General features: G+C 66.9%; 27 protein-coding genes and 1 tRNA gene. 13 read left to right on the top strand and 15 right to left on the bottom strand.

From position 1 onward, the window contains the following. Position 1: 1 nt before the first annotated feature. Entirely contained in the window at positions 2–1,162 is a 1,161-nt protein-coding gene (locus DFP85_RS10150) for an ABC transporter ATP-binding protein (RefSeq protein ID WP_133636172.1), read from the bottom strand. 39 nt (positions 1,163–1,201) lie between these two features. Next, a complete protein-coding gene (locus DFP85_RS10145; protein ID WP_133636171.1) occupies positions 1,202–1,867 on the bottom strand; it encodes an ABC transporter permease in 666 nt (221 codons plus the stop codon). A gap of 392 nt (positions 1,868–2,259) precedes the next feature. Here DFP85_RS10145 and DFP85_RS10140 point away from each other — a divergent pair, with 392 nt between their 5' ends. The 7 genes from DFP85_RS10140 to DFP85_RS10110 all read left to right on the top strand — a co-directional run bounded on the left by DFP85_RS10140 (position 2,260) and on the right by DFP85_RS10110 (position 9,181). Next, on the top strand, positions 2,260–2,721 hold the full coding sequence (locus tag DFP85_RS10140; protein ID WP_133636170.1) for an SUF system Fe-S cluster assembly regulator: 462 nt from the start codon (positions 2,260–2,262) through the stop codon (positions 2,719–2,721). Between the two features lie 70 nt (positions 2,722–2,791). Then, the gene (gene sufB, locus DFP85_RS10135; protein ID WP_133636169.1) at positions 2,792–4,234 is read left to right on the top strand and encodes a Fe-S cluster assembly protein SufB; all 1,443 of its coding nucleotides are present in this window, start codon (positions 2,792–2,794) and stop codon (positions 4,232–4,234) included. 194 nt (positions 4,235–4,428) lie between these two features. Continuing rightward, positions 4,429–5,181 (top strand): Fe-S cluster assembly ATPase SufC, encoded by a 753-nt coding sequence (sufC, locus tag DFP85_RS10130; RefSeq protein ID WP_133636168.1) that lies wholly within the window; start codon positions 4,429–4,431, stop codon positions 5,179–5,181. Next, complete coding sequence (gene sufD / locus DFP85_RS10125) at positions 5,178–6,539, top strand: Fe-S cluster assembly protein SufD (RefSeq protein ID WP_133636167.1); 1,362 nt, start codon at positions 5,178–5,180, stop codon at positions 6,537–6,539. Before sufC ends, sufD begins: the two co-directional genes overlap by 4 nt. A gap of 3 nt (positions 6,540–6,542) precedes the next feature. Next, positions 6,543–7,784 carry an aminotransferase class V-fold PLP-dependent enzyme gene (locus DFP85_RS10120; protein ID WP_133636166.1) on the top strand — a complete coding sequence of 414 codons (1,242 nt, stop codon included), beginning with the start codon at positions 6,543–6,545 and terminating at the stop codon, positions 7,782–7,784. Positions 7,785–7,802: 18 nt separating this feature from the next. After that, positions 7,803–8,375 (top strand): putative Fe-S cluster assembly protein SufT, encoded by a 573-nt coding sequence (gene sufT, locus DFP85_RS10115; protein ID WP_133636165.1) that lies wholly within the window; start codon positions 7,803–7,805, stop codon positions 8,373–8,375. A 20-nt stretch (positions 8,376–8,395) separates the two neighbouring features. Continuing rightward, positions 8,396–9,181: a SanA/YdcF family protein gene (locus DFP85_RS10110; RefSeq protein WP_243737263.1), complete on the top strand. Its 786-nt coding sequence runs from the start codon at positions 8,396–8,398 to the stop codon at positions 9,179–9,181. Here the strand turns inward: DFP85_RS10110 and DFP85_RS10105 are convergent. From DFP85_RS10105 to DFP85_RS10090, 4 genes are all read right to left on the bottom strand, one after another. After that, on the bottom strand, positions 9,102–9,548 hold the full coding sequence (locus DFP85_RS10105; RefSeq protein ID WP_133636164.1) for a hypothetical protein: 447 nt from the start codon (positions 9,546–9,548) through the stop codon (positions 9,102–9,104). The two genes, DFP85_RS10110 and DFP85_RS10105, sit on opposite strands and share 80 nt — an antisense overlap. A gap of 108 nt (positions 9,549–9,656) precedes the next feature. After that, positions 9,657–10,565, bottom strand: coding sequence for a 30S ribosomal protein S6--L-glutamate ligase (rimK, locus tag DFP85_RS10100; protein ID WP_133636163.1), 909 nt, complete (start codon positions 10,563–10,565; stop codon positions 9,657–9,659). A 31-nt stretch (positions 10,566–10,596) separates the two neighbouring features. Then, entirely contained in the window at positions 10,597–11,034 is a 438-nt protein-coding gene (locus DFP85_RS10095; protein WP_133636248.1) for an ATP-dependent zinc protease family protein, read from the bottom strand. Positions 11,035–11,059: 25 nt separating this feature from the next. Beyond that, positions 11,060–12,085, bottom strand: coding sequence for a DUF3549 family protein (locus tag DFP85_RS10090; protein WP_133636162.1), 1,026 nt, complete (start codon positions 12,083–12,085; stop codon positions 11,060–11,062). A gap of 286 nt (positions 12,086–12,371) precedes the next feature. Between DFP85_RS10090 and DFP85_RS10085 the strand changes: the two genes are divergently transcribed. Both DFP85_RS10085 and DFP85_RS10080 read left to right on the top strand, forming a co-directional pair. Further along, positions 12,372–12,704, top strand: a complete 333-nt coding sequence (locus DFP85_RS10085; RefSeq protein WP_133636161.1) for a YqcC family protein — start codon at positions 12,372–12,374, stop codon at positions 12,702–12,704. An 18-nt stretch (positions 12,705–12,722) separates the two neighbouring features. Then, positions 12,723–13,223, top strand: coding sequence for a gamma-glutamylcyclotransferase family protein (locus DFP85_RS10080; protein WP_133636160.1), 501 nt, complete (start codon positions 12,723–12,725; stop codon positions 13,221–13,223). Between the two features lie 66 nt (positions 13,224–13,289). Here DFP85_RS10080 and DFP85_RS10075 read toward each other — a convergent pair whose 3' ends face one another. Both DFP85_RS10075 and DFP85_RS10070 read right to left on the bottom strand, forming a co-directional pair. Next, positions 13,290–13,922 carry an OmpW/AlkL family protein gene (locus DFP85_RS10075; protein ID WP_133636159.1) on the bottom strand — a complete coding sequence of 211 codons (633 nt, stop codon included), beginning with the start codon at positions 13,920–13,922 and terminating at the stop codon, positions 13,290–13,292. 184 nt (positions 13,923–14,106) lie between these two features. Beyond that, positions 14,107–14,718, bottom strand: coding sequence for an OmpW/AlkL family protein (locus DFP85_RS10070; RefSeq protein ID WP_133636158.1), 612 nt, complete (start codon positions 14,716–14,718; stop codon positions 14,107–14,109). A gap of 300 nt (positions 14,719–15,018) precedes the next feature. Between DFP85_RS10070 and DFP85_RS10065 the strand changes: the two genes are divergently transcribed. Further along, positions 15,019–15,312 (top strand): hypothetical protein, encoded by a 294-nt coding sequence (locus DFP85_RS10065; protein ID WP_133636157.1) that lies wholly within the window; start codon positions 15,019–15,021, stop codon positions 15,310–15,312. Positions 15,313–15,496: 184 nt separating this feature from the next. On the opposite strand, the gene putP is transcribed toward DFP85_RS10065, so the two are convergent. The 7 genes from putP to DFP85_RS10035 form a co-directional block, all read right to left on the bottom strand. Next, positions 15,497–16,987, bottom strand: a complete 1,491-nt coding sequence (putP, locus tag DFP85_RS10060) for a sodium/proline symporter PutP (protein ID WP_133636156.1) — start codon at positions 16,985–16,987, stop codon at positions 15,497–15,499. A 15-nt stretch (positions 16,988–17,002) separates the two neighbouring features. Beyond that, on the bottom strand, positions 17,003–17,125 hold the full coding sequence (locus tag DFP85_RS19205) for a hypothetical protein (RefSeq protein ID WP_279512932.1): 123 nt from the start codon (positions 17,123–17,125) through the stop codon (positions 17,003–17,005). A 40-nt stretch (positions 17,126–17,165) separates the two neighbouring features. Further along, entirely contained in the window at positions 17,166–20,357 is a 3,192-nt protein-coding gene (putA, locus tag DFP85_RS10055) for a bifunctional proline dehydrogenase/L-glutamate gamma-semialdehyde dehydrogenase PutA (protein WP_133636155.1), read from the bottom strand. A gap of 187 nt (positions 20,358–20,544) precedes the next feature. Next, on the bottom strand, positions 20,545–21,345 hold the full coding sequence (locus DFP85_RS10050) for an AraC family transcriptional regulator (protein ID WP_133636154.1): 801 nt from the start codon (positions 21,343–21,345) through the stop codon (positions 20,545–20,547). 70 nt (positions 21,346–21,415) lie between these two features. Then, complete coding sequence (locus DFP85_RS10045; RefSeq protein ID WP_133636153.1) at positions 21,416–21,781, bottom strand: hypothetical protein; 366 nt, start codon at positions 21,779–21,781, stop codon at positions 21,416–21,418. Positions 21,782–22,116: 335 nt separating this feature from the next. Next, a tRNA-Gly gene (locus DFP85_RS10040) sits at positions 22,117–22,190 on the bottom strand. 356 nt (positions 22,191–22,546) lie between these two features. Beyond that, on the bottom strand, positions 22,547–22,954 hold the full coding sequence (locus DFP85_RS10035) for a CBS domain-containing protein (protein ID WP_133636152.1): 408 nt from the start codon (positions 22,952–22,954) through the stop codon (positions 22,547–22,549). Positions 22,955–23,225: 271 nt separating this feature from the next. On the opposite strand from DFP85_RS10035, the gene DFP85_RS10030 reads away from it, so the two are divergent. The 3 genes from DFP85_RS10030 to DFP85_RS10020 all read left to right on the top strand — a co-directional run bounded on the left by DFP85_RS10030 (position 23,226) and on the right by DFP85_RS10020 (position 25,652). Then, positions 23,226–23,753, top strand: coding sequence for a YqaE/Pmp3 family membrane protein (locus DFP85_RS10030; RefSeq protein ID WP_133636151.1), 528 nt, complete (start codon positions 23,226–23,228; stop codon positions 23,751–23,753). An 84-nt stretch (positions 23,754–23,837) separates the two neighbouring features. Further along, a complete protein-coding gene (locus DFP85_RS10025; RefSeq protein WP_133636150.1) occupies positions 23,838–24,707 on the top strand; it encodes an EamA family transporter in 870 nt (289 codons plus the stop codon). Positions 24,708–24,770: 63 nt separating this feature from the next. Then, positions 24,771–25,652 carry an NAD(+) kinase gene (locus DFP85_RS10020; protein WP_133636149.1) on the top strand — a complete coding sequence of 294 codons (882 nt, stop codon included), beginning with the start codon at positions 24,771–24,773 and terminating at the stop codon, positions 25,650–25,652. Position 25,653: the final 1 nt, after the last annotated feature.

The raw sequence follows: 25,653 nt of genomic DNA, 5'->3' as shown, positions 1-25,653 counted from the left end.
CTCACTCCTTGACGGCGCTGTCGGGATTCCGGCTGGCAGCCTCGCGGGCACGGAAGCGTGAACCGAGGTGGTGCGTCATGGCGCGCTGGGTGATCTGGCCACAGACGCGCCCCTCGTCATCCACGCAGGGCAGCCAGGTGGCGTCCTGGGCGAACATCAGCGAGGCGACCTTGCGCAGGTCGTCCTCCAGGGTCACCGTGGCCGGGACGTTCTCGAAGTGGTCGCGACAGTAGCCCTTGGTGGTGCGCGCCTTGGCCCGGGTGATCAGGCCCACCGGCTGGCGCTGGTCGTTCACCATCAGGATGGCGTTCTGATAGCCGTAGTCGTCGATGCGGGCCAGCGCCGTCTCCAGGGTGTCGCCGGGCTTCACCGTGGCGATCTCGTCGGAGACCACCTCGTCGACCTTGACCAGGTTGAGCCGCTTGAGCGCGCGGTCCTCGCCGAGGAAGGACTCGACGAAGGCGTTCTTCGGCGCGGCCAGCAGGTCGTCGGGCGAGGAGTACTGCACCAGCTTGCCCTCGCGGAACACTGCCACCCGGTCGCCCATCTTGATCGCCTCGTCGATGTCGTGGCTGACGAACATGATGGTCTTCTTGAGTTCCTGCTGCATCTTGAGGAACTCGTCCTGGATCACCGCCCGGTTGATGGGGTCGATGGCGCCAAAGGGCTCATCCATCAGCATCACCGGCGGGTCGGCGGCGAGCGCCCTGGCCACCCCGATGCGCTGCTGCTGGCCACCGGAGAGCTCGCTGGGGAAGCGCTTGAGGAAGGCATCGGGCTCCATGGCAATCATCGCCATCAGCTCCCGGGCACGCTCCTTGTAGCGGGCCTTGTTCCAGCCCAGCAGCTTGGGCACCACCGTGATGTTCTCCTCGATGGTCATGTTGGGGAAGAGCCCGATCTGCTGGATCACGTAGCCGATGTTGCGGCGCAGGTCCTGGGTGTTCAGGTCGGTGGTGTCCTCCCCGTTGATGAACACCTTGCCGGAGGTCGGCGTCACGATGCGGTTGATCATTTTCAGGGTGGTGGTCTTGCCACAGCCCGAGGGGCCGAGCAGGATGCAGATCTCGCCGCTGGGCACCTTCATGCTTATGTGGTCGGCGGCGACCACGGCGCCCTTGGGCGTGTCGAAGACCTTGGTCAGGTTATCGAGTTGGATCATTCGGGGGTCCTTGTCGTCTCGGTCGTCAGGGGCTCGCCGTCAGGCGGTGGAGGCGTCGAGCTCCATGCCGCGGGGCGTCAGGCGCTTCTGCACGTAGAGCAGGGTGTAGTCGACGATGATGGCCAGCAGGCTCACCGCCACGGCGCCGACGATCAGCTGTCGCGGGTCGGACTGGGAGATGCCGCGGCTGATGAAGGTGCCGAGGCCCCCGGCGCCGATGTAGGCGGCGATCGCCATCACGCCGATGTTGAGCACCACGGCCGTGCGCACACCGGCCATGATCACCGGCACCGCCAGGGGAATCTCCACCATGCGCAGGCGCTGGTTGGGGCTCATGCCGATCCCCCGGGCGGCCTCGCGCAGGGCCGGGTCGACGTTGTTGATCGCGGTATAGGTGTTGCGGATGATCGGCAGCTGCGAGTAGAGCAGCACCGCGATCACCGCGGGCAGGTAGCCGATGCCCTGGCCGATCAGCGAGAGCACCGGGATCATGATCCCGAACAGCGCGATCGAGGGGATGGTGACGATGATCGAGGCGGCATAGAGCACGGCCTGGGCCAGGCGCTCGTTCTTGGTGATGGCGATGCCGATCGGCACCCCGGTCAGGGTGGCGATGCCGACGGCGACCCCCACCAGCGAGATGTGCTCCAGGGTGCGCGTCGCCAAGAGGTCGATGTTGTCCAGTGCGTACTGAATCAGTTCCAAGTCGTTTCTCCTTGCGAGCCCTGTCCCCTGGCAAGCATAGCCACCGGGCGACGGCCCTGTGGTGCCGAGGCGTGACGATGTCGTGGGCAGGGGCGAGGGGGCGACGAAATGCCCCATGCGAGGCATCACAGCATAGCAGAGCACCCTATCTATTTGTTTTTCCGTGGATGAGGATGCGCAATGGCACGAATTGGCAGTGCTGATGCCTCCCGGGCAGATGGACTCCTTCCTATGGGTATTCAAATGCGATCGATTATCGTTATTGTCGGTAACGTCCTTGAACGTGCCGCGATCCACGCGATTGGACGCCCGGGGCTTCACATCAAAATGATACAGGACTAAAATGGTCCCCAATCGAACATGAGGGGGAGATGCCCCCGGGGAGTCAGGCCTTGCTCAAGCTTTCACGGCTGACCGACTACGCCGCCGTGGTGATGGCGCAGATTGCCCGTCACCCGGACCAGCCCCAGGCGGCCGCGGAGCTTGCCGAGGCGGTACAGCTGCCCCATCCCACGGTCAGCAAGACCCTGAAGATGCTGGTCAAGGCGGGGCTGCTCGAGTCGCGCCGCGGTGCCCTGGGAGGGTATTCCCTGGCACGCCCCGCCTCCCGCATCACCGCCAGCGACATCATCTCCGCGATCGAGGGGCCGGTGGCGATGACCGAGTGCAGCCAGGCCGGCGGCGACTGCGACCTGGCCGCCACCTGCGGCGTCGCGGACAACTGGCAGCGGGTCTCGCTGGCCATCCGCACCCTGCTCGACAGCGTGACCCTGGCCCACCTGGCCGACACCAGCCCGATCAAGCTGCCGGTGCAGCTGCCCATTCAGAGCGTGAGTCTGGCCGCCGAGGCCTGACGCAACCGAGCACTTCACTACCCGAGGCGAGCCGCGCTCGCCGACCCAACCGCCCGGGAGGGGATTCATCATGGCAAGTCAGGAAATGGAACAGCTTGTCCGTCGCGAGTACAAGGAAGGCTTCGTGACCGACATCGAGAGCGACACGGTACCGCCCGGCCTGGACGAGAGCACCATCGCCTTCATCTCGAACAAGAAGGGCGAGCCGGAGTGGATGCTGGAGTGGCGCCTCAAGGCCTACCACCAGTGGCTGAAGATGACGCCGCCCTCCTGGGCGCATCTGGACTATCCGCCCATCGACTACCAGGCGATCTCCTACTACAGCGCGCCCAAGCGTGACGAGGACAAGCCCCAGAGCCTCGACGAGGTGGACCCCAAGCTGCTCGAGACCTACGAGAAGCTGGGCATTCCCCTGCACGAGCGGGCGGCCCTGGCCGGCGTGGCGGTGGATGCCGTCTTCGACTCCGTGTCGGTGACCACCACCTTCAAGGAGAAGCTCCACGAGGCGGGCGTGATCTTCTGCTCCATCTCCGAGGCGATCCGCGACTACCCGGAACTGATCAAGCAGTACCTGGGCAGCGTGGTGCCCCAGGGCGACAACTACTTCGCGGCGCTGAACTCCGCGGTGTTCACTGACGGCTCCTTCGTCTTCGTCCCGGAGGGCGTGACCTGCCCCATGGAGCTCTCCACCTACTTCCGCATCAACGCCGAGAACACCGGGCAGTTCGAGCGCACCCTGATCATCTGCGAGAGCCGCGCCCAAGTGTCGTATCTGGAAGGTTGTACCGCGCCGATGCGCGACGAGAACCAGCTGCATGCGGCGGTGGTGGAGCTGGTGGCGCTCGAGGATGCCTACATCAAGTACTCCACCGTGCAGAACTGGTACCCCGGCGACGAGGACGGCAAGGGCGGCATCTACAACTTCGTCACCAAGCGTGGCGACTGCCGCGGCGACCGCTCGCGCATCAGCTGGACCCAGGTCGAGACCGGCTCGGCGATCACCTGGAAGTACCCCTCCTGCGTGCTGCGCGGCAAGGACAGCATCGGCGAGTTCTACTCCGTGGCGGTGACCAACGGCCGCCAGCAGGCCGATACCGGCACCAAGATGATCCACATCGGCGAGGGTACCCGCTCGAGCATCATCTCCAAGGGCATCTCCGCCGGCCGCAGCAACCAGTCCTACCGTGGCCTGGTGAAGGTGGGGCCGCGGGCCAAGGGCGCGCGCAACTTCACCCAGTGCGACTCACTGCTGATCGGCGACCAGTGTGGCGCCCATACCTTTCCCTATCAGGAGATCGGCAACAGCACGGCCACCGTCGAGCATGAGGCGACTACCTCCAAGATCGGCGAGGACCAGCTGTTCTACTGCCAGAGCCGCGGCATCTCCGAGGAGGATGCGGTGAGCATGATCGTCAACGGCTTTTGCAAGGACGTCTTCCAGGAGCTGCCCATGGAGTTCGCCGTGGAGGCCGAGGCGTTGCTGAACGTCACCCTCGAAGGCGCTGTTGGTTGAGAAAACGTCTGCGCGACGCCTGCACGGCGTTGGAAACAGGGTCGAGAATGCTCATTTACGTTCGTAAACTCCGCTTCTCTCACCTGCTTCCGCCTTGTTCAGGCGCCGCTCGCGCGTTTCTCCGGATTCGCGAGAAGGTCAAAACATTCAAGTAGTCGCGGTGGCGGCTCGCCAGAATCGAAAAGGTAGTCAACATGCTCGAAGTCAAGGATCTGCACGTCACGGTCGAGGGTTCCGAGATCCTCAAGGGCCTCACCCTGACCATCAACGCCGGTGAAGTTCACGCCATCATGGGCCCCAACGGGGCCGGCAAGTCGACCCTCTCGGCGGTGATCGCCGGCAAGGACGGCTACGAGGTGACGAAGGGCTCGATCACCTTCGAGGGCCAGGACGTGCTGGAGATGGAGATCGAGGAGCGGGCCCGCGCCGGCCTGCTGCTGGGCTTCCAGTACCCGGTGGAGATCCCGGGGGTGAAAAACATCTACCTGCTCAAGGCGGCGCTGAACGCCCAGCGTGAGGCGCAGGGCCTGGGCGAGATCCCGGCACCGGAGTTCATGAAGCTGATCAAGGAGAAGGTGGCCTCCATGAAGATGGACACCAGCTTCCTGCAGCGTGCCGTCAACGAGGGCTTCTCCGGTGGCGAGAAGAAGCGCAACGAGATCCTGCAGATGCTGGTGCTGCAGCCGAAGCTGGCGATGCTCGACGAGATCGACTCGGGCCTGGACATCGACGCCATGAAGGTGGTCGCCGACGGCGTCAACTCCCTGCGCGCCGAGGATCGGGCCATCCTGCTGGTGACCCACTACCAGCGCCTGCTCGACTACATCGTGCCGGATCGCGTGCACGTGCTGGTCGATGGCCGCATCGTCAAGAGCGGCGATGCCGAGCTGGCCCGTGAACTCGAGAGCCGCGGCTATGACTGGGTGCAGGAGGAGACCGCCGCATGAATGACGCAGTGCAGAGCGACGTGCAACGCTTCCTCGATCGGCTGAGCGAGCACCGCGCCGGTCGCGGCGCCGAGCCGACCTGGATCGCCGCGCGGCGCCAGGCCGGGGCCGCCCGCTTCGAGGCGCTGGGCTTTCCCCACCGTCGTGTCGAGGCGTGGAAGTACACCGATGTGCGGGCCATCGCCCGCGGCGACTTCGCCCTGGCCACGGAGGCCGAGTTCTCCCCGGCCACGGCGGCGCGACTGACCCTGCCGATGGAGGCCCACCGGCTGACCTTCGTCGATGGTGTCTTCGCCCCGGCCCTGTCGCGGCTCGATGACCTGCCCGCGGGCGCGCAGCTGGTGCCGCTCTCGGCGGCCCTGGCGGAAAACCACGAGGCGGTGGGCGGCCCGCTGGGCCGGCTCACCGGGGTCGAGTTCTCCTCCTTCGCGGCGCTCAATACCGCCTTCATGGAGGAGGGCGCAGTGCTGCGCCTGGCGCCGGGCACCGTGGTGGAGAAGCCGATCATCCTGCAGTTCCTCTCCCGGGCCGGTGAGCAGGCGGTGATGAGCCACCCGCGCATCCTGATCGAGGCGGGCGGCCGCAGCGAGGCCACCGTGATCGAGCATCACGTGGGCGAGGAGCAGGCCGCCAACTTCACAAACCTGGTGGAGGAGATCATCCTCGACCGTGGCGCGATCCTCACCCATTACAAGCTGCAGGAGGCGCCGCTGGCCGACCTGCACGTGGCCAGCATCCACATAGAGCAGGCCCGCGACAGCCGCTACACCTCCTTCAACCTGAACCTGGGCGGCGGCCTGGTGCGCAATGACCTGGTGGCCGAGCTCAACGGTCAGGGCGCCGAGGCCAACTTCAACGGCCTCTTCTATGGTCAGGGACGCCAGCACGTGGACAACCACACCCTGGTCAACCACAACGCGCCGCGGACCTTCTCCAACGAGAACTACAAGGGCATCCTCGACGACCGCGCCCACGGCGTGTTCAACGGCAAGGTGATCGTCAAGCGCGACAGCCAGCAGATCGAGGGCTTCCAGAGCAACGCCAACCTGCTGCTCTCCGACCGCGCCGAGATCGACACCAAGCCCGAGCTCGAGATCTACGCCGATGACGTCAAGTGCTCCCACGGCAGCACCACCGGTCAGCTCGACGAGGAGGCGGTGTTCGCCCTGCGCACCCGCGGCATCGACGAGCAGACGGCCCGCGGCCTGCTGACCCTGGCCTTCGCCGGCGAGGTGCTGGAGCAGGTCGACCTCGACGCCATCGCCGAGCGCGTCGAACTGGCCGTGGCGGGCAAGCTTCCCGAGCGCTTCAACCTCGCCGGCCTGGTGGAAACCGCCGCCGCCCTGAACGAGGAGTGAGCCATGGCTGACTTCAGCGACCTGACGCTGGACGTGGTGAAGGTGCGACGCGACTTCCCGATCCTCGACCGGGAAGTCCACGGCAAGCCGCTGGTCTACCTGGACAACGCCGCGACCAGCCAGACCCCGCGCCAGGTAATCGCGATGTTCGACGACTACTACGGTCGCTACAACGCCAACATCCATCGCGGGCTGCACACCCTGGCCGACGAGGCCACGGCGGCCTTCGAGGGCACCCGGGAGACGGTGCGTGCCTTCCTGAGCGCCGCCGAGACCCGTGAGATCGTCTTTACCCGCGGCACCACCGAGGCGATCAACCTGGTGGCCAACAGCTGGGGGCGCGCCAACCTCGGTCCCGGTGACGAGGTGCTGATCTCGCGCCTCGAGCACCACTCCAACATCGTGCCCTGGCAGCTGCTGGCCGGGGAGCTCGGGTTCACCATCAAGGTGATCCCGGTCGATGAGCGTGGCGTGCTGGACATGGCGGCCTACCGCGACCTGTTCACCGAACGCACCCGGCTGGTGGCGGTGAACCATATCTCCAACGCCTTCGGCACCGTGAACCCGGTGCGCGAGATGGCGCGGGTGGCCCACGAACACGGCGCGCGGATCCTGGTCGACGGCGCCCAGGCCGCGCCTCATCAGGCCATCGACGTGCGCGATATCGATGCCGACTTCTATGCCTTCTCCGGCCACAAGGTCTACGGCCCCACCGGGGTGGGCGTGCTCTACGGCAAGGCCGAGCTGCTCGAGGCGATGTCGCCCTGGCAGGGGGGCGGCGAGATGATCAAGACGGTCTCCTTCGAGGCGCCCACCACCTTCGCCGACATCCCCCACAAGTTCGAGGCCGGGACCCCGGCCATCGCCGAGGTGATCGCCCTGGGGCGCGCCCTGCAGTGGGTCCAGCAGATCGGCCTCGAGCTGATCGGCGCCTGGGAGGCCCGGCTGCTCGAGCATGCCACCGAGGGCGTTAGGGGCATCGAGGGGCTGCGCATCCTGGGGACCGCGCCGGACAAGGCGGGCGTGCTCTCGTTCGTGGTCGACGGCGCGCACTCCCAGGATATCGGGCTGCTGATCGACCAGCTCGGGGTGGCGATCCGCACCGGCCATCACTGCGCCCAGCCGCTGCTGGCACAGTTCGGGGTGGACGCCACCTGCCGGGCATCCTTCGCCGCCTACAACACGCCCGAGGAGATCGACGTCTTCGTCGAGGGGCTCGAGCGCGTCGTCGGCATGCTGCGCTGAAGGCTATCAAGGAGCGACATGAGCGATATCGAGCAGATTGCCACCCTCCACAAGGGCCAGGAGCTGCCCCTGCAGCGGGACGTGGAGGCGATCTCCATTCCCTTCGGCAAGACCGTGACCCTGCCGGAGGACAGCGTCGTCAGCGTGATGCAGGCCAAGGGCAGCACGGTCAGCGTGGGCTTCGAGGGGCGCCTCTACCTGGTCGAGGGGGCCAACCTGGATGCCCTGGGCCTCGAGGCGCTGCCGCGCCCGACCCTGCCCGAGGATGCCTCCGAGGACGAGATCGAGCAGTTCGTGTGGGACCAGCTGCGGACCTGCTTCGACCCCGAGATCCCGGTGAACATCGTCGATCTGGGGCTGGTCTATGGCTGTCGCATCGAGCGGCTGATCACCGGCGAGCGCATCGTCACCATCCGCATGACCCTGACCGCGCCGGGCTGCGGCATGGGCGACGTGATCGCCGCCGATGCCCGCAACAAGATCCTCGGTGCCCCGCAGATCAGCAAGGTGCATACCGAGATCGTCTTCGATCCCCCCTGGAGTCGTGAGATGATGAGCGACGAGGCCAAGCTGGAACTCGGGATGTTCTAGCGCCTGCTCCGGGGAGCGCGATGCACCGGCCATTCTGGAAGGTCTTCAAGGCGGTTCTGATGTCGCTGGGGGCGCTTGCTCTCCTGGCGGCATGTCTGTTCGCGCTGGCCAATTTCTTCGTGCTGGGGCGCACCCAGGGGAAGATCGAGGCCGAGCTCTCGCAGTGCGGCAGCGAGCCCGTGGGCATCGTCTTCGGCACCTCCCACTGGACGCGTAGCGGGGCACGCAATCCGCACTTCGAGGGGCGCATGGGCGCCGCGGCCCACCTGATCCATCTCGGGCGGGTCGACCACCTGCTGATCTCCGGCGACAACAGCACCCGCTACTACAACGAGCCGGTGACCATGTGGCGGGACCTGCGCGGCCGCGACGTTCGCGACGAGGACATGACGCTGGACTACGCCGGCTTCAGCACCTTCGACACCCTGGCCCGGGCACGGGACGTGTTCGGCGTGGAGCGGGCGCTGCTGATCACCCAGGACTGGCACCTGCCGCGGGCGCTGTTCATCGGCGAGGCGTTGGGGCTCGAGGTAAGCGGCTGTGCGGCGCCCGAGCGCGCCACGGACGGGCTCTGGCGGCTCAAGATGCGCGAGTGGGTGGCGCGGGTGGCCACCCTGGGGGATCTCTACCTGTGGGAGCGCGAGCCCCACTTCCTGGGGCCGCTCGAGCCCCTGCAGATCATGCCGCGGGAGCGTGACCGCCTGCTGCTGCTCCCGCCGGGTGTGCTCAACGCTTCGGACGCTGCTTCTGGAGGCGATACAGCTCGCGGATCAGCGCCCGACAGCCCTTCCAGCACTCCTCGATGACCGGTTCCATCGGCTCGGGCAGGGGGTGGGTGAACAGCGTCGAGAGGGCCTGCATCAGCACCCGTTCCTGCTCCAGCAGTTCGCCGATCACCACCTGGCTCTCGTTGCCGACGAAGCTCTTCAGCCGGCTCCATAGCCACATGTAGTCGTCGCGCTCGACATCGGCATCGCGCGGGAGGAGGTTGAGGTGCTTGCGCGACAGCTCCTGGAGCTCGTGCATCGACTTCGCCCGCGCCTCGTAGTGGGGCTTCAGGCTGTCGCGCAGCGAGGGACGCAGGCGCTCCAGGTTGTCCTGAAAGTAGTCGATGCTGTCGGCCATCGCCTCGAGGGCACTGTCCATCGCCACCTGGCGATTGTCGAGAAACATGAGCGGTCACCTCCTCCGGTGACGCAGATTGTGGGGCTGTCGCCGCCCATTTGCCACCCCCGGGGATCAATAATTTGCCGCTTCCCCGTTAGCCTTTGGGTGGAGGATTCAGCCCTTGGGGCGAGGCGGAACCTTGTGCCGCGGGGCGGCATTCTTCTCCAGGTGCTCGATGACCAGGCCGGCGATGTCCTTGCCGGTAGCCGTCTCGATGCCCTGCAGCCCCGGCGAGGAGTTGACCTCCATGATCACCGGGCCATGGTTGGAGCGCAGCAGGTCGACGCCCGCCACCCGCAGCCCCATGGCCTTGGCGGCACGGATCGCAGTGGAGCGCTCCTCCGGGGTGATGCGGATCACGCTGGCGCTGCCTCCGCGATGCAGGTTGGAACGGAACTCGCCCTCGGCGGCCTGGCGCTTCATCGAGGCCACCACCTTGTCGCCGATCACGAAGCAGCGGATGTCGGCGCCCTTCGCCTCCTTGATGTACTCCTGCACCATGATGTTGGCCTTCATGCCCATGAAGGCCTGGATCACGCTCTCGGCGGCCTGGTTGGTCTCGGCGAGCACCACGCCGATGCCCTGGGTGCCCTCCAGCAGCTTGATCACCAGCGGGGCGCCCCGGACCATGGTGATCAGGTCGGGAATGTCGTCGGGGGAGTGGGCGAAGCCGGTGATCGGCAGCCCCAGGCCCTTGCGTGACAGCAGCTGCAGCGAGCGCAGCTTGTCCCGGGAGCGGGTGATGGAGACGTTGTCGTTGAGCACGTAGGTGCCCATCATCTCGAACTGGCGCAGCACCGCACAGCCGTAGAAGGTGATCGAGGAGCCGATGCGCGGGATCACCGCGTCGAAGGGCTCGAGCTCCTCGCCCTTGTAGTGGATCGAGGGGTGGTGCGAGGCGATGCTCATGTAACAGCGCAGGGTGTCGACCACCCGCGCGGTATGGCCGCGCAGTTCGGCTGCCTCGATCAGGCGCCGCGTGGAGTAGAGGTTGCGGTTGCGGGACAGCAGCGCGATATGCATTCGGGGCTCCAGGGTCGATGGCCGGGGAGGGTCAGGGTTCGCCATGCAGGAAAGCCACGCCGGGCGCCACCAGCAGGCGGCGCAGGGCGCGGCGGCCCAGCAGCATGGGGTGGCGCATGTCGCGGCGGTCGGTCAGGCTCAGTTCCACCGGGAACTCCAGGCTGCCCAGCTGCATCGTCGTGCGGATCACATAGCGCCACTCGGCCTGGCCGTTGGAGCTGGTCACCCGCCGGCGGTCATGCAGGTGCATCCGGTGGACGTGGGCCGGCGTGCCGGGGCCGCCGCTGCGGGTCGTGAAGCTGACCCAGAGGTGGCCATCCTCTTCATAGGACTCGATGTCCTCGGCATGCAGGGCCGAGGTCCGCGCGCCGGTATCGGCCTTGGCGCAGAGCGTCAGGTGCAGTTCCGGCAGGGTGACCATCTCGCGGCGGCCGATCACCGCCTTGGGCGTGTAGGGCAGTTCTTTCATCATCTTCGCTCCCAGGTCTCTGCGCTCAGCGTGACAGGCCGGCCAGGCGGCGGCCGATGGCGGAGTCCGCCCCGGCTTCGCGCAGCGTCATCAGCAGCGGCAGGCGCAGTCGCGGGATCAGCGCCAGGTCGCGGGCCACGGCTGTGAAGTCGGCCCCGGGGGTCTCGGCCAGACGGGCGAGGAAGCGGGGCAGGCGCTCGGCATCCTCCAGGTGATGCCAGCCGCGCCCGGCGATGGCCGCCAGCAGGTCGGGACCGCAGGCGTCCGGGTCATCGAGCAGGGCGTCGAACCAGGCGCCGGCCAGCTCGGGCGAGGCGCCGCCCATGGCCCGCACGCAGGCGCAGAAGGTCTCGATGTCCCCGGCGCGGCCCGCGGCCTCCCCGCAAAGGCGCAGGGCACAGGCCAGCTCGTCGGCAATCGCCACATGCTCCAGACAGTAGCACAGCGAGGTCAGCACCTCGCCGGGCAGGGTGTCCAGGCGTGCGGCCAGCATCCGGCTCGATTCCGCATCCAGGCGCACCGCGAAGTCGGCCAGGCCCTGCAGGCCCAGGGCGCGCCAGTCGATCGCCTGCTGCCCGGTCAGGTAGGCCTCGACCGGCTCGAGGTGTTGGCTGGCGGGCAGGCCCGCATCCAGGCTGGCACGCGCATGCAGCACGGCCTGGAAGGGCAGCGCGGGGGTGAAGGCCAGGGGGTTGTCCTTCATCAGGTTGTCGATCCCGGCGCTCTCCGTGCGCCCCAGGCCCCGCACGCCGTGGCCCAGGGTCTCCAGCAGGCGTTGCACGAAGGCGTCCCGCGGCGCCGGGTCGAGGTGGCCCTGCTCGTCCAGCGGCAGGGCCAGGAACCAGATCAGCGGGTCCTCCAGGTCGCCCAGGCGGAACACCATCGCCAGGCGTGCCGTGCCCTGCCAGGGGGCCGGCCACGCCAGCTCGCCGGCCTCGAAGGCGGCCAGGGTGTCGAGCGAGCAGGGCTCGACCCGGCGTCCCAGGTGGTAGAGCCTCACCTCGGCACCGCTGCGCAGGAAGAAGTCGTGAAGGCTGTGGATCGGTTGCATGCTCTCTCCGGGTCAGGAACCGTGCACTCTACCGCGGTGTCGGGGTGCTGTCAGCCGCCGAGAGGGGCCTCGTCGCGATCCGCCGCTGGTCAGTTGTTGACCAGTCTGGCCCATGGCCCATGGGAAGCGGCCAGGGGAGACCTTTCCAGTGTTTATCCACAGGCCCGTTCAGGATATCTGTGCACTGTGCACAACAGGGCGGGTCAGGCCGTGGAAGGCCCCGCGGGGTGGCCAGCGGCGGGGCCGAACGGGGATAATGGACGCACATGCACCGAAGAGACTGCTCATGACCGTTCACGACGAACTCGGCAGCGCCCTGCGCGAGCTCGAGGCCACCATGAAGGCTGCCAGCCTGTGGCGCATGGAGCGACCCGGGCCGGACGCCTTTAGCAGCGACCAGCCGTTCTGCATCGACACCATGACGCTGCCCCAGTGGCTGCGCTTCGTGTTCATCGTGCGCCTGGAGGCCCTGGTCGAGTCGCGCTCGCCGATGCCTGAGACCTGCGACGTCGCCCCCGCGGTGGACGCCTGGCTGCAGCAGGAAGGGGCGCGGGCCAGCGACCGGCTGCTGATGGGCAAGGTGGTCGAGGAGATCGACCGCCTTGTCACCGAGAACTGATGCCGCCGGAATCCTGAGATGCCCTACTACTTTGCCTATGGCAGCAACATGAACCCCGCGCGGGTCGCGGCCCGCATCGGCGCCACCCGCCGGGTGCTCGCCGGCGTGCTGCATGACCATGCGCTGCGCTTCGACAAGGCCTCCCGGGTGGCGGGCATCGCCCACGCCAACGTGGTGCCCCGGCCGGGCGAGCGCGTGGAGGGGGCGCTGTTCGAGCTCGGGGATCCCGGGCAGATCCGGCGCATGGATCCCTTCGAGGGCTACCCGAACGAGTACGATCGTCACCGCCTGCCGGTGGCGACCCGCGAGGGGGCCATCGAGGCCTGGGTCTATATCGCCGCGCCGGGCACCACCGCCGAGGCACTACGCCCGGCGCGGGAGTATCTCGAGCACCTGCTGGCCGGGGAGCCCTTCCTCAGTGCGGCCTACCATGCGCGGCTCTCGGCGGTGGAGGCCGTCACCGGGCTCGACGAGGCGACCCTGGCGGCGCTGGGACTCTCACGCCACTCGCCCCGCTAGTCGCCTGTCGACGCAAAATGCGACGAGGCCCGCCGATTGGCGGGCCTCGTCGTGTCGGCGGGGCGATCAGAAGCGGAAGCTGAGGCCTGCCATCACCACCACCGGGTCGATCTCGACCGTGCCGATGTCGTCGCCGTTGAGGCTGGCATCGGTATCGATATCCAGGTACCAGGCGGCGGCGTTGAGCGCCCAGTTGTCATCGATCAGCAGGTCGACGCCCAGCTGGCCGGCCGCTCCCCAGGAGTCATCCAGCTCGAGGTCACCACCGCCCACGATCTCTTCATCGGAGAAGGTGGTGTAGTTTACGCCGATGCCGGCATAGGGCTGGACGCGGGCGTCGGTGCCGCCCAGCGGGTAGTACTGCAGGGTCAGGGTCGGCGGCAGATGGTCGGTGGAGCCAGTAAGAGCCCCGTCGGCGATGCTGAAGTCGTGGTCGAAGGGCTCGGCGGCCAGCAGCTCCACGCCCAGCTTGTCGGTGAAGCGATAGCCCAGGGTAAAGGCAAAGGCGCTATCGTCCTCGACGTCGATTTCCAGATTGTCAGCAGTGAGTTCACCGTTGTCGCTCTTGGGTTCGACCTTGGCCACGCCCACGCGGGTGAAGAAGTCGCCGGCGCCGTAGGCGAAGGCCTGGGTGCTGGCGGTGACGGCGGCCGCCGCGATGCCGGCGGCGAGCAGGGTGGGGAGGGCGGTCTTGCGCATGGGTCGACTCCTGGTCACGAGGGTGCGGCCTCTTGCCGCAATGGAACATGCAAGCATTCTACCGCGGGGGCGCCAGGGCATTATTGATCCAGCGCAAGGGTTGGGTGCCATTGCCATGAAGGGGCTGACAGCAGGACGCCGGGCACTGGGCCCGGCGTCCTGCTTGTGGCATCGGTCTCGTCGCTCAGAAGCGGTAGGTCACGCCGCCCCCGACGGTCACCGGGTCGACCTCGGCCTCGCCGATCTGCGCGCCCCTCGACTCGATGTCGGCGCTGACGTCGGCATAGTTGGCGAAGCCGTTCAGCATCAGGTTGCGGGTCACGGCGAGGTCGACGCCGAGCTGGCCGACGGCGCCATAGGTGCTCTCGACGTCGACGCCGCTGGGCTCACCGGAGAAGCGGGTGTAGTTGACGCCTACCCCGGCATAGGGCTGGACGGGGGAGTCGAGGCCGCCCAGCGGGTAGTAGTTGGCCATCAGGTTGACGGGCATGCGCTCGACGCTGAGGCCCGAGGACGCACCGTCCAGGGTCAGGCCATGCTCGAACGCCTCGCTGCCGTTGAGCTCGACGCCGAGCCTGTCGGTGAACAGGTAGCCGAACCCGTAGGTGAAGCCGCGCTCGCCCTCGATGGTCAGCTTGCTGCCGCCGAGGTTGCCGTTGTCGGAGCCCTCGGGCTCCGTCTTGGCGATGCCGCCGCGGACGACGATGTCGCCGGCGCCATAGGCGAGGGCGGCCTGGCTGGCGAAGCTGCAGCCGGCGGCGAGGGCGATGGCGGGGATCAGTCGTGTCGTGCGCATGGGATGAATCCTCCCTTTCCTGGTGTCCTGCGCCTGAAGTCCTGTAAGGAGCGCAGTGCCGGGTGGCCTGTTTCGAAGTTGATTATAGAAAACGGCTTTCATACAAGTCTTGTTAAAAATTGTCATGGTCTCGATAGCCGCTAAGATGAGACTTTTCCAGCATAATTCTGTCGCGTCTGGGCGACGCTGCCGTCTGCATCATGCAACACCTGTACAAGAAATTGTCGGCATGTCGTGCCTGGGGCTCGCGTCCTTGCCGTGAATCGTCTTGACTGGGGGCAGGCGACATGGAGAGCCGAGATGGAGACCAACACACGTCGACGCCTGCCCGGCGTGACCCTGGGGGCGATGCTGCTGGCGGCGGCGCTCGCGCTTTGGCTGCTGTGGCAGCCCGCCCTGATCAGCACGCTGCCGATGGGCGTGCGCCTGCCCCTGATCGGACTGGGCGTCTGGGCGCTGGGCGCGGCCTTCATGGCGGCCATGGGGCTGGAGGCGCGACGGCCCTGGCTGCGGCGGATGACCACGCCGCCCTGGAGCCTGGCGGCACTCGGCGCCTTCACCCTGGTGCTGCTGGTGCGGGCGGTCATCGCCTGACTCGTGCGGCCAGGTGCCGCCGGCAAGTTGGAGGACAGCCGGAAACGAGGAAAGCCGCCCTCGGGCGGCTTTCCTGCGTGTGCGCCAGCCAGTCGCGGACCGCGATGCCTGGTGCCTGACAGCAAGGGCTCCCGCGGGAGCCCTTTCACTGCCTTTCGGTAGGCGGGATTCGCCTTCGTCCCTGTCAGCGAGTGATGTGCTGGTACTCACCGGCGTCGGCGGTCACGCTGCTCACCACCAGGATGGCGATGAAGGAAGCGATGAAGCCAGGAATGATCTCGTACACGCCGGGCCCGCCCATGAACGAGCCGTTCCAGCCCAGCGTGATCCAGATCATGACGGTGGCGGCACCGATCACCATGCCCGCGATGGCGCCGGCTCCATTGGTGCGCGACCACATCAGCGACAGGATGATCAACGGACCGAATGCCGCACCGAAGCCGGCCCAGGCATTACTGACCAGCCCCAGAACCTGAGAGTTCGGGTCGGACGCAATGACGGCGGCGACCAGGCCAACCAGTACGACACAGATACGGCCGACAGCGACGGTTTCCTTGTCGGTAGCCTCCTTGCGCAGGAACAGGCGGTAGAAGTCCTCGGTCAGCGAGGAAGACGACACCAGAAGCTGGCTGGAAATGGTGCTCATGATCGCCGCCAGCAGGGCCGCGTAGAGGAAGCCGGTGATCAGCGGGTGGAACAGCAGGTTTGCCAGGATGATGAAGATCGTTTCCGGATCCTCGACATCCAGGCCGTTGCGGATCGCATAGGCCCGGCCAAAGATGCCAAGAGAGATCGCGCCGACCAGGGAGATGAGCATCCAGCTCATCCCGATGTTACGGGCTATGGGCACATCCTTCAGGGTACGGATGGCCATGAAGCGCACGATGATGTGCGGCTGCCCGAAATACCCCAGTCCCCAGGTGACCGCAGACAGCCAGCCGATGAAGGTCAGTCCCTCCGTCCAGGTCAGCAGTGTAGGATCGACCTCATTCAGGGTCTGTGAGGCCTGGGAGAAACCGCCGCCACCTTCACCAAAGAGCACCACTGCCGGCATGATCACCAGGGCCAGCATCATGATGCAGCCCTGCACGAAGTCCGTCAGGCTCACGGCCAGGAAGCCGCCGACGACGGTATAGGCAAGTACCACGCCCAGGGTGATGACGACGCCCGCCGCGTAGTCGCTCATGCCACCAATGTTGATGACGCCGGAAAACGCGCTTTCGAACAGCTTGCCGCCTGCCACCAGACCTGACGCGGTGTACACCGCGAAGAAGATCACGATGACGATGGCGGATACCGTTCTCAGCGACATGGCGCGGGTCGGGAAGCGGTTCGCCAGGAATTCAGGAATGGTGATCGCATTGCCATAGTGAACCGTCTGTTCGCGCAGGCGTGGTGCAACCAGCACCCAGTTGAAGAACGCCCCCACGAGCAGGCCGATGCCGATCCAGGCCTGACCCAAGCCAGACACAAATAGCGCACCGGGCAAGCCCAGCAGCAGCCAGCCGCTCATGTCCGACGCACCGGCCGACAGGGCCGCCACCTGCGGGCTGAGCTGTCGGCCACCCAGCATGTAGTCTTCAGACGAAGACGTTGCTCTTTGCATTGCATAAAAGCCGATGGCGATCATGAGCGCAAAGTAAGCGAAGAGGCTGATCCATACACCAATAGCCATAAAAGCATCTCCCGTTTATTGGGCCGGATGTAGCTCCGGCATCTTGTTGGTAGGCAGGCCGGCCAGAACCCTGGTGGCGAGCACCACGACCGGGTCGGGCACTAGCGTGAGGCCGTTGGTGGCATTGTTTTCCATCATGAGGGGGTTCCTTCAGTTTCTTGTTGATGATGAGTGAGGTTCACTCGTCTCCCAGCGCAAGCAGTGACGCATTGCCACCCAGGGCGGCGGTATTGATGGTCACTGTCTTCTCGGTGGCGAATCGCAGCAGGTAGTGCGGCCCGCCGGCCTTGGGTCCGGTGCCGGAGAGCCCCTGGCCGCCGAATGGCTGAACGCCGACCACGGCACCGATGATATTGCGGTTGACGTAGACATTGCCAACACGAACCTTCCGGGCGATCTCCTCGGCGAAGGATTCGTTGCGGCTGTGCACGCCGAAGGTCAGGCCATAGCCTCGCCCGTTGATGGCGTCGACCACCCGGTCGATCTCGCTGGCCTTGTAACGCACGATGTGCAGTACAGGGCCGAATTGCTCGCGCTCCAGCGCCTCGATGCCGTCGATCTCGAAGGCCACCGGCGCGACGAAGGTGCCGTCGGCGGTCCGTGCCGGATCGAGCCGTGTCTCGGCCACCAGGCGACCCTCGCCCTTGAGCTTTTCGATATGGGCGGTGAGTCCCTGGCGGGCGTCCTCGTCGATCACCGGGCCCACGTCCGTCCCCAGGTCGCGGGGATCGCCGACCTGCAACTCGTCCATGGCGCCCTTGAGGATCTCGATGACCCGATCGGCCACGTCCTCCTGGAGGTAGAGCACCCGCAGGGCCGAGCAGCGCTGGCCGGCACTCTGGAAGGCCGAACGGACTGCGTCCACCACTACCTGCTCGGGCAGGGCGGTGGAATCGACGATCATGGCGTTCATGCCACCGGTCTCGGCGACCAGCGTGGGCAGCGGGGCATTGTCGCGCGCGGCCAGGGCGCGGTTGATGATCTGGGCGGTGTCGGTACCACCGGTGAACACGACCCCGGTGATGCGCGGGTCGCTGGTCAGCACGCTGCCCACGGTGGGGCCGTCGCCGGGCAGCAACTGCACCACGTCGCGGGGCATGCCGGCCTCGTACAGCAGCTCGATCACCCGATGGGCGATCAGCGAGGTCTGTTCGGCGGGCTTGGCGAGCACGGTGTTGCCGGCCACGGCGGCGGCGACCACCTGGCCGCAGAAGATCGCCACCGGGAAGTTCCAGGGGCTGATGGCGGCGAACACGCCCTTGCCGCCCATCATCAGGTCGTTGGATTCGCCGGTTGGCCCGGGCAGGCGGGTCGGCTCGGCGAAGAGCTCCTCGGCCTTCATGGCGTAGTAGCGACAGAAGTCCACCGCCTCGCGCACCTCGTCGATGCCGTCGGTGAGCAGCTTGCCGCCTTCCCGGGAGCAGAGCGTCATCAGCTCGGCCATGTGCGTTTCCATCAGGTCGCCGAGGCGACGCACGATGGCGGCGCGCTCGGCCGCCGGCGTGGCCTCCCAGCGCGGGAAGGCGGCCCAGGCGGCGTCGAGTGCCTTGCCGGCCTGCTCCCGGGTGGTCCACTGGATGGTACCGACCTGGCGACGACGGTCGTAGGGGCAGGTGACCTCATGGGTATTGGTCGGGTCGGCCTTCACCTCGAAGGCCAGCAGGGGGCCGGCCTGCCAGGTCTTGTCCATGGTCTTCGCCATGGCATCCATCAGCGGCTGGTACTGGCTGCGGATGTTGAGGTCGAAGCCCCGGGAGTTGCGACGCCCGGGGCCATAGATGTTGGCCGGCAGGGGAATCTGCGGGTTCGCGTAGCTGCCGTACTGGCGCAGGGTGTCCACCGGATGCACGCAGAGCGACTCCACCGGCACCTTGGGATCCACCAGCTGGTGCACGAAGGAGGAGTTGGCGCCGTTCTCCAGCAGGCGGCGCACCAGGTAGGGCAGCAGGTCCTTGTGAGCCCCCACCGGCGCATAGATGCGGCAGTAGGTGCCCTCGGGGGCGCGCTTGAGGGCGGCATCATAGAGCGCCTCGCCCATGCCGTGCAGGCGCTGGAACTCGAACGCCCGGATGGCCTCGTTGGCCTGCTCGAGGATGGTGCTGATGGTATGGGCGTTGTGGGTGGCGAACTGCGGGAAGATGCGCCCGCGGGTCGCGTCGGAGAGCAGGAAGCGGGCGCAGACCAGGTAGGCGACGTCGGTGGAGGCCTTGCGGGTGAAGACCGGGTAGCCGTCGACGCCGAGCTGCTGGGATTCCTTGATCTCGGTGTCCCAGTAAGCGCCCTTGACCAGGCGCAGCGGGATTTCGTCGCCTTGGGACTCGGCCAGGCGGTTGAGGTAGTGCAGCACCGGCAGGGCTCGCTTGGAGTACGCCTGGACCACCAGGCCGAAGTGGCCCCAGCCCTTGCAGGTCTCGCTCTCGTAGACGGCGCGGAACACTTCCAGGGAGATCTCCAGGCGGTCGACCTCCTCGGCATCGATGGTCACCGCGACGTCACGCTCGCGGGCCATGGCGGCGAGCTCGCGCACGCTGCCGACCAGCTCGCGCAGCACCTGCTCGCGGCGGCCGAACTCGTAGCGCGGGTGCAGGGCCGAGAGCTTGATGGAGATCGAGGGCGAAGGCGTCTTCGACGACAGCGCCCTGCTGGTCTTGCCGACCTGCTCGATGGCGCGGGCATAGTCGTCGAAATATCGCCTGGCATCGGCCCGGGTGCGGGCGGCCTCGCCCAGCATGTCGTAGGAGTAGGTGTAGCCCTTGTCGAACAGCGGCTTCGAGCGCTTCAGCGCCTCGTCGATATCACGGCCGAGCACGAACTGCTTGCCCATGATCTTCATGGCCTCAACCATGGCGCGGCGGATGACCGGCTCGCCCATGCGGTTGACCATCCTGTTGATGAAGGTCGATGGCCTGCCCTCGCGGGGCTTGTCCAGGGTCACCACGCGGCCGGTCATCAGCAGCCCCCAGGTGGAGGCGTTGACCATCCAGGACTCGCTCTTGCCGACGTGGGCCTTCCAGTCGGCCGGGCCCAGCTTGTCCTCGATCAGGGCATCGGCGGTGGCCTTGTCGGGAATGCGCAACATGGCCTCGGCCAGGCACATCAGCATCAGCCCCTCATGGGTGTCCAGGCTGTACTGCTGAAGCAGCTCGTCGATGGTGTCGACGGCGGTATCCATCTCGCGGACCTCGCGCACCAGCTCCGCGGTCTTGCCGGCGATGCGCCGGAAGTCCTCGCTGTTGGCATCGAGGACCTTGACCAGTTCGCCGACGAAGGCATTCTCGTCGACCACGTAGTGGTCACTGATGCGTGCGAAGAGCGTGTCGAGTTCCTGGCGCCAGGTGCTGGCGTCGAGCATGGTGTGGGCGTTGAGCATCTAGGTCCCCCGGTTATCACCCGTCGTCAGAGGGCAGGGCCCGGCCGCTGCGGCGAAGGGTCGCAGGCGGTCGCGGGGCATTCCCTGAGGGTAGGGCCGCGCGCGGCGTCCTGCTTGTCGATTTCCCGGCCAGATTTCACGTTTCCACGGGTTTTGGCCGTTTGAGGGTTGAAATTTCGACCTTCGTCTAACGGCATGGGGCCTGCGAGGCGAGCCGTTGGCCCCGGGCGCGTCGCAGCTGGCTGGGGGGATGGCCGAAGGCCTGTCGGCAGGCCCGGGAGAGGGCGCTCTGGCTGGTGAACCCCGTCAGGGCGGCGATCTCGGAGAGCGGCAGCTGGCTCTGCTGCAGCATCTGGCGGGCGCACTCGAGCCGGCGGCGCATGACGTACTGCCAGGGGGAGAGCCCCGTGCGTTGACGGAAGCGCTCCCTGAAGTGTGCCTCGCTCAGGCAGGCCTCGGCCGCCAGGTCGGCCACGCGCAGTCGGCTGCCCAGGTGGCGGTCGATGAAGCGGTCGAGGGCGGCGAGGTCGAGGGGGCGGCCCGGTGCCGGCGGGTCGCTGGCCAGCCGGGCATGCAGGGAGCCCAGCAGGGTGCCGGCCAGGCGCTCGTGGTGGACGGGGTCGATGGGCGCCCGGCGCGAGAGCAGGCTGAGCTCATGGAGCAGGAAGTCCAGGTAGTGGCGCAGCGAGGTGTCGAGCGCGAAGAAGCGCGGGGCATCGAACAGGCGCACCAGTTCGTGGTGATGCCCGGTGACCGCAAAGGCATCGCAGGGCAGGTCGAGGATCAGCTGGCGGTTGTCGCCGGTGCCGGCGTAGTAGTGCATGTGGTTGGCCGGCACGATGCATCCCGAGAAGGCCGAGATGGAACCCCCCAGGCCCTCGATCTCGAACTCCGCCTCGCCGCGCAGGCCGATCACGATCTGGTGGAAATCGTGGGCATGATGGTGGATCGCCGTGTCGAGGGGGATCTGGCGGATGGCACTGGTCATGGACGGCCTCCGGCTGGGCATGTCAGGGACATGACACCACATTCTGTCGGATGGCTCTTCAACGCTGGGCTCAGTCCTGGCGGCGCTGCAGCGAGGTATGTGCCGCCAGATGGTCGCGCAGCGCCGCGAGCTCCTCCTGGCCGGTGGCGTCGAGCAGCGCCTTGCCGCGGGTCACGCGGCCATGGCGCCCGTGCTCGTCCATCAGGCGCTGGGCGCGGCGACGAATCCCGTCAAGATAGTCGTCATGGCGGATCGGATAGCCGATGATGGCGTTCCATTCGGTCTCGCCGACGCGACTCTCCAGGGCCTTGTCGAAGAGCTCCAGCAGGTGCTCGGGCTCGGTGCGATAGCGCGGGGTGCCGGACAGCATCAGCAGGGCGATCATGCCGCCGAAGATGGCCAGGCAGACGACGAGGACCAGCAGGAACAGGGCCATGGATCGCGACTCCGGATGGCCGGGCCCGATCGCCGCGAGGCCCGGTGGTGCAGGATATGTCAGAGCCCAGGGCTGATGGAGGGGTGGCGGCCATCGGCGCCAACAGACCTGAGATGCTCTCGGCTAATGGACGATAGCAAGACGACGGCGGCGCTCGATGGAGATTCGCTGCATCTCCGGGAGAAGGCCGAGTCGTGGTCGAAACATACAGGATGCCATACACGAATCCCAGCCATGCACGATGACGTGTCTTGACGCTGTGCGACAGGCTTTTGAAGTGAATCAGGTGCTTGCGGAGGAGGGCGGTCGTTCGTTGACGCTTGATGAGGCCGCGCTGGAGCGGGTGAAGGGAATCGAACCCTCGTCTTAAGCTTGGGAAGCTTCTGCTCTACCATTGAGCTACACCCGCGAGGCGAATTCGATAGTAAAACCAACCGGTTAGCCTTTGCAAGCCGTCCCGGGACTTTTTTGCTCCCCTCATGCTAAGTCCCTGTTTTTCTCTGCCTTGCCGAAAGGTGTAAGACGCTGTCGTGCCCACAGTGCCTCCCGGCAGCGATATTTTTTTACCACCCGACGAACTTTTCTGCGTGGCGCTGTCTGAATGGGCGTAGGCAGCAACGCGATAGCAGTCGCTAACACTGTTGCCTCGGCTTGCACTTTCGATCTTGCCGCCCCATGCCTCATGGGGCGGCTTTTCTTTTTCGTCTCCCGGAAACAACGTCACCCGGCGCCGGGCCGGGTGTCCAGGAAGCGGGGGTGGGCGGTTCAGGCGTGGCGCATGCGCAGTAGCGCGCTGAGCACGTCGCGGCGCGTGACGATGCCCACCAGCCGGCCCTGCTCGACCACCGGATAGACCTTGGGCTTGGCGCCGAGCATCTCCTGGGCCAGGTCGGTGATGCTCTTGTTGGGCGGCACCGAGAGCACCTCGTTGCGCATCAGTTCCCGTACCAGCGGGGGTTCATCGTTGAGGTAGGAGCTTTCCAGCACCTTGCCCATCACGTCCTGCTCGGAGATGAAGCCGATCAGGTGGTCTCGCTCGTCGACCACGGGCACCCCGGGCAGCCGATGCAGCGCCAGGCCCTCGGCCAGGGTGGAGACCGAGGTCTTGCCGGTGACCCGGTAGCAGTCGCGGGACATGATCTCGCGCACGGTGGTGGGGGCCTTGTTGGGCATGGCGTGTCTCCTTGTGCCGGACAGTAATGGCCTGGGCTGCAGCCAGCGTCAACGATGCCAGGCACGGGCCGCAGCCGTGTCTCGTCTCCAGCATAGCCGACTCGCGGGACTCGCCGGTACGCGTGCCGCCAACGTTTCTCCACGCTGGACGCTGGCCAGGAGTCTCGGCCCGCGCTCAGGAACCCGACCCCGGTTCCCGGCTCCAATATGGCACACTCTGGAACACCGGCTGGCCGCGGCGCCAGCGTGCCACCATCAAGGGAGTTGCCTCATGGATGCTCGAGAGTACATGGCCAAGAAGGGGCTGGACGGTGAGCGAGACCAGGAGCGTCCCAATACCCTGGAGGAGAAGGCCTGGTCGCGGGCACGGGAAGCCGGAGAACACCGTCCCCGCGCAGGAACGCCCTTCGACTGGGAGGAGTGGGAGCGCTACCACGAGACCCTGGCCGAAGGGGCCGAGTCGCTCGACCAGAAGATCGACCACGAGGCCCACCGCCGGGCGCTGGAGCACGACTCCAATGAGGCCGTTCAGCACTTCACCCCGGCGGCGGGTGACCGGGCCCGGGTCGACCGGACACCGGCATCGTCCGAGCAGGACGCAGGCCAGGGGCAGAGCCTGGCGATGCCTGCCGAGCCACGGCTTGCCCTGCATGCCCTGGCGGTGCTGCTGCCGCCGCTGGCGGTCGGCCTCTCGCGGGGCGGCGGGGGCCGGGTAGCGGCCAACCTGGCGCTGACCCTGCTGGGCTGGCTGCCCGGGGCCGTCCATGCGCTCTGGTGGCTGCGCCACGCCTCGCGCTGAGGGTTGCACCACGCCGGCGGGCTTTGCTCGGCGCGCACGAGGGGTATAATCGGCGTCAACCCTCTCTGCCATCAGGAGTTGACCTTGGGCCTTCTCGTCGGTGTCACCGTCCTCTGGGCGTTCTCGTTCTCGCTGATCGGCGTCTACCTGGCCGGTCAGGTGGACAGCTACTTCGCGGTCCTGATGCGGATCGGACTGGCGGTGCTGGTCTTCCTGCCCTTCCTGCGCCCCTCACTGCTGCGCGGTCGGCAGCGACTCGCGCTGATGGGGCTGGGGGCGGTCCAGCTGGGGGTGATGTACATCTTCTTCTACCAGTCCTTCCTGCTGCTCTCGGTGCCGGAGGTACTGCTGTTCACCATCTTCACGCCGATCTACATCGCCCTGCTCGACGATGCCCTCTTCGGGCGCTTCACGCCCTTCTATCTGGTGACCGCGTCGCTGGCGGTGCTGGGCGCGGCCGTGATCCGCTACCAGGGCCTCGACAGCGGTTTCTGGACGGGTTTCCTGGTGGTCCAGGGGGCCAACCTCTGCTTTGCCCTGGGGCAGGTGGGCTATCGGCGCCTGTCGGCTGGCCTGCCCGCCTCGCTGCCCCGTCACAGCGTGTTCGGCTGGTTCTACCTCGGCGCCCTGGCGGTGGCCGTGCCTGCCTTCGGGCTGCTGGGCAATGCCGCCGGCCTGCCCACTACCGGGGTCCAGTGGGGCGTGCTGCTGTGGCTGGGGCTGGTGGCCTCGGGGCTGGGATACTTCCTGTGGAACCTGGGGGCCACACGGGTCGATGCCGGTGCCCTGGCGATCATGAACAATGCCCTGATCCCGGCGGGCCTGCTGGTCAACCTGGTGATCTGGAACCGCGATGCCGACCTCGTGCGCCTCGGGCTGGGCGGTGCCATCATCGTCGGCTCGCTGCTGCTCAACGAGTGGTGGCTGAAGCGCCGCCGCCTCGCGGCGGCCTGACCGCGTTTGCCCGCCTCGTGGCCAGTCGCCATAATGACCGGCCGCGAAGCGAGAGGCCTGCGCATGCCAACCTTCAAGAACATCGGTCTGATCGGTCGCCTGGGCAGCGCCAAGGTGGTCGACACCCTCAAGCGCCTGATCCGCTTCCTCGACGATGGTGGCTACCATGTCATCATCGAGGACAGGACCGCCACCGTGCTGCTCGACCATGGCCATCCCGAGGCCAGTCGACGCCTGCTCGGCGAACTCTGCGACCTGGTGATCGTGGTGGGCGGCGATGGCAGCCTGCTCGGCGCCGCCCGTACCCTCTGCCACAGCGGCACACTGGTGCTGGGCGTCAATCGCGGGCGCCTGGGCTTTCTCACCGACATCTCTCCCGACGAGATCGAGGCGCGGGTCGGCGAGGTGCTCGAGGGCCGCTTTGAGCTCGAGGAGCGCTTCCTGCTGGATGCCGAGCTCTACCGGGGCGACGTCCAGGTCGGCAACGGCGATGCCCTGAACGAGGTCGTGCTGCATCCCGGCAAGGCGGTGCGCATGATCGAGTTCGAGCTCTTCATCGACGGCCAGTTCGTCTACAGCCAGCGCAGCGACGGCCTGATCATCGCCACGCCTACCGGCTCCACCGCCTATGCGCTCTCCGGCGGCGGGCCGATCATGCATCCCAAGCTCGACGTGATCACCCTGGTACCGATGTTCCCGCACACCCTGTCGAGCCGCCCCATCGCCATCGATGCCGCCAGCGAGATCCGCATCCATATCGGCGAGACCAACCAGACCTATCCGCATATCAGCTGCGACGGCCAGACCCGTGCGGTGGCCAAGCCCGACGATGTGCTGGTGATCCGCCGCAAGCCCCGGCGGGTGCAGCTGGTCCATCCGCTGGGCCACAACTTCTACGAGGTCCTGCGCAGCAAGCTGGGCTGGAGCAATCGCCTGGGGGACTGAA

It is taken from the genome of Halomonas ventosae (genome assembly GCF_004363555.1).
GTDB lineage: Bacteria > Pseudomonadota > Gammaproteobacteria > Pseudomonadales > Halomonadaceae > Halomonas > Halomonas ventosae.
Note: the sequence above shows the minus strand (reverse complement) of the source record. Positions and strands in the feature narration are given on the sequence as shown.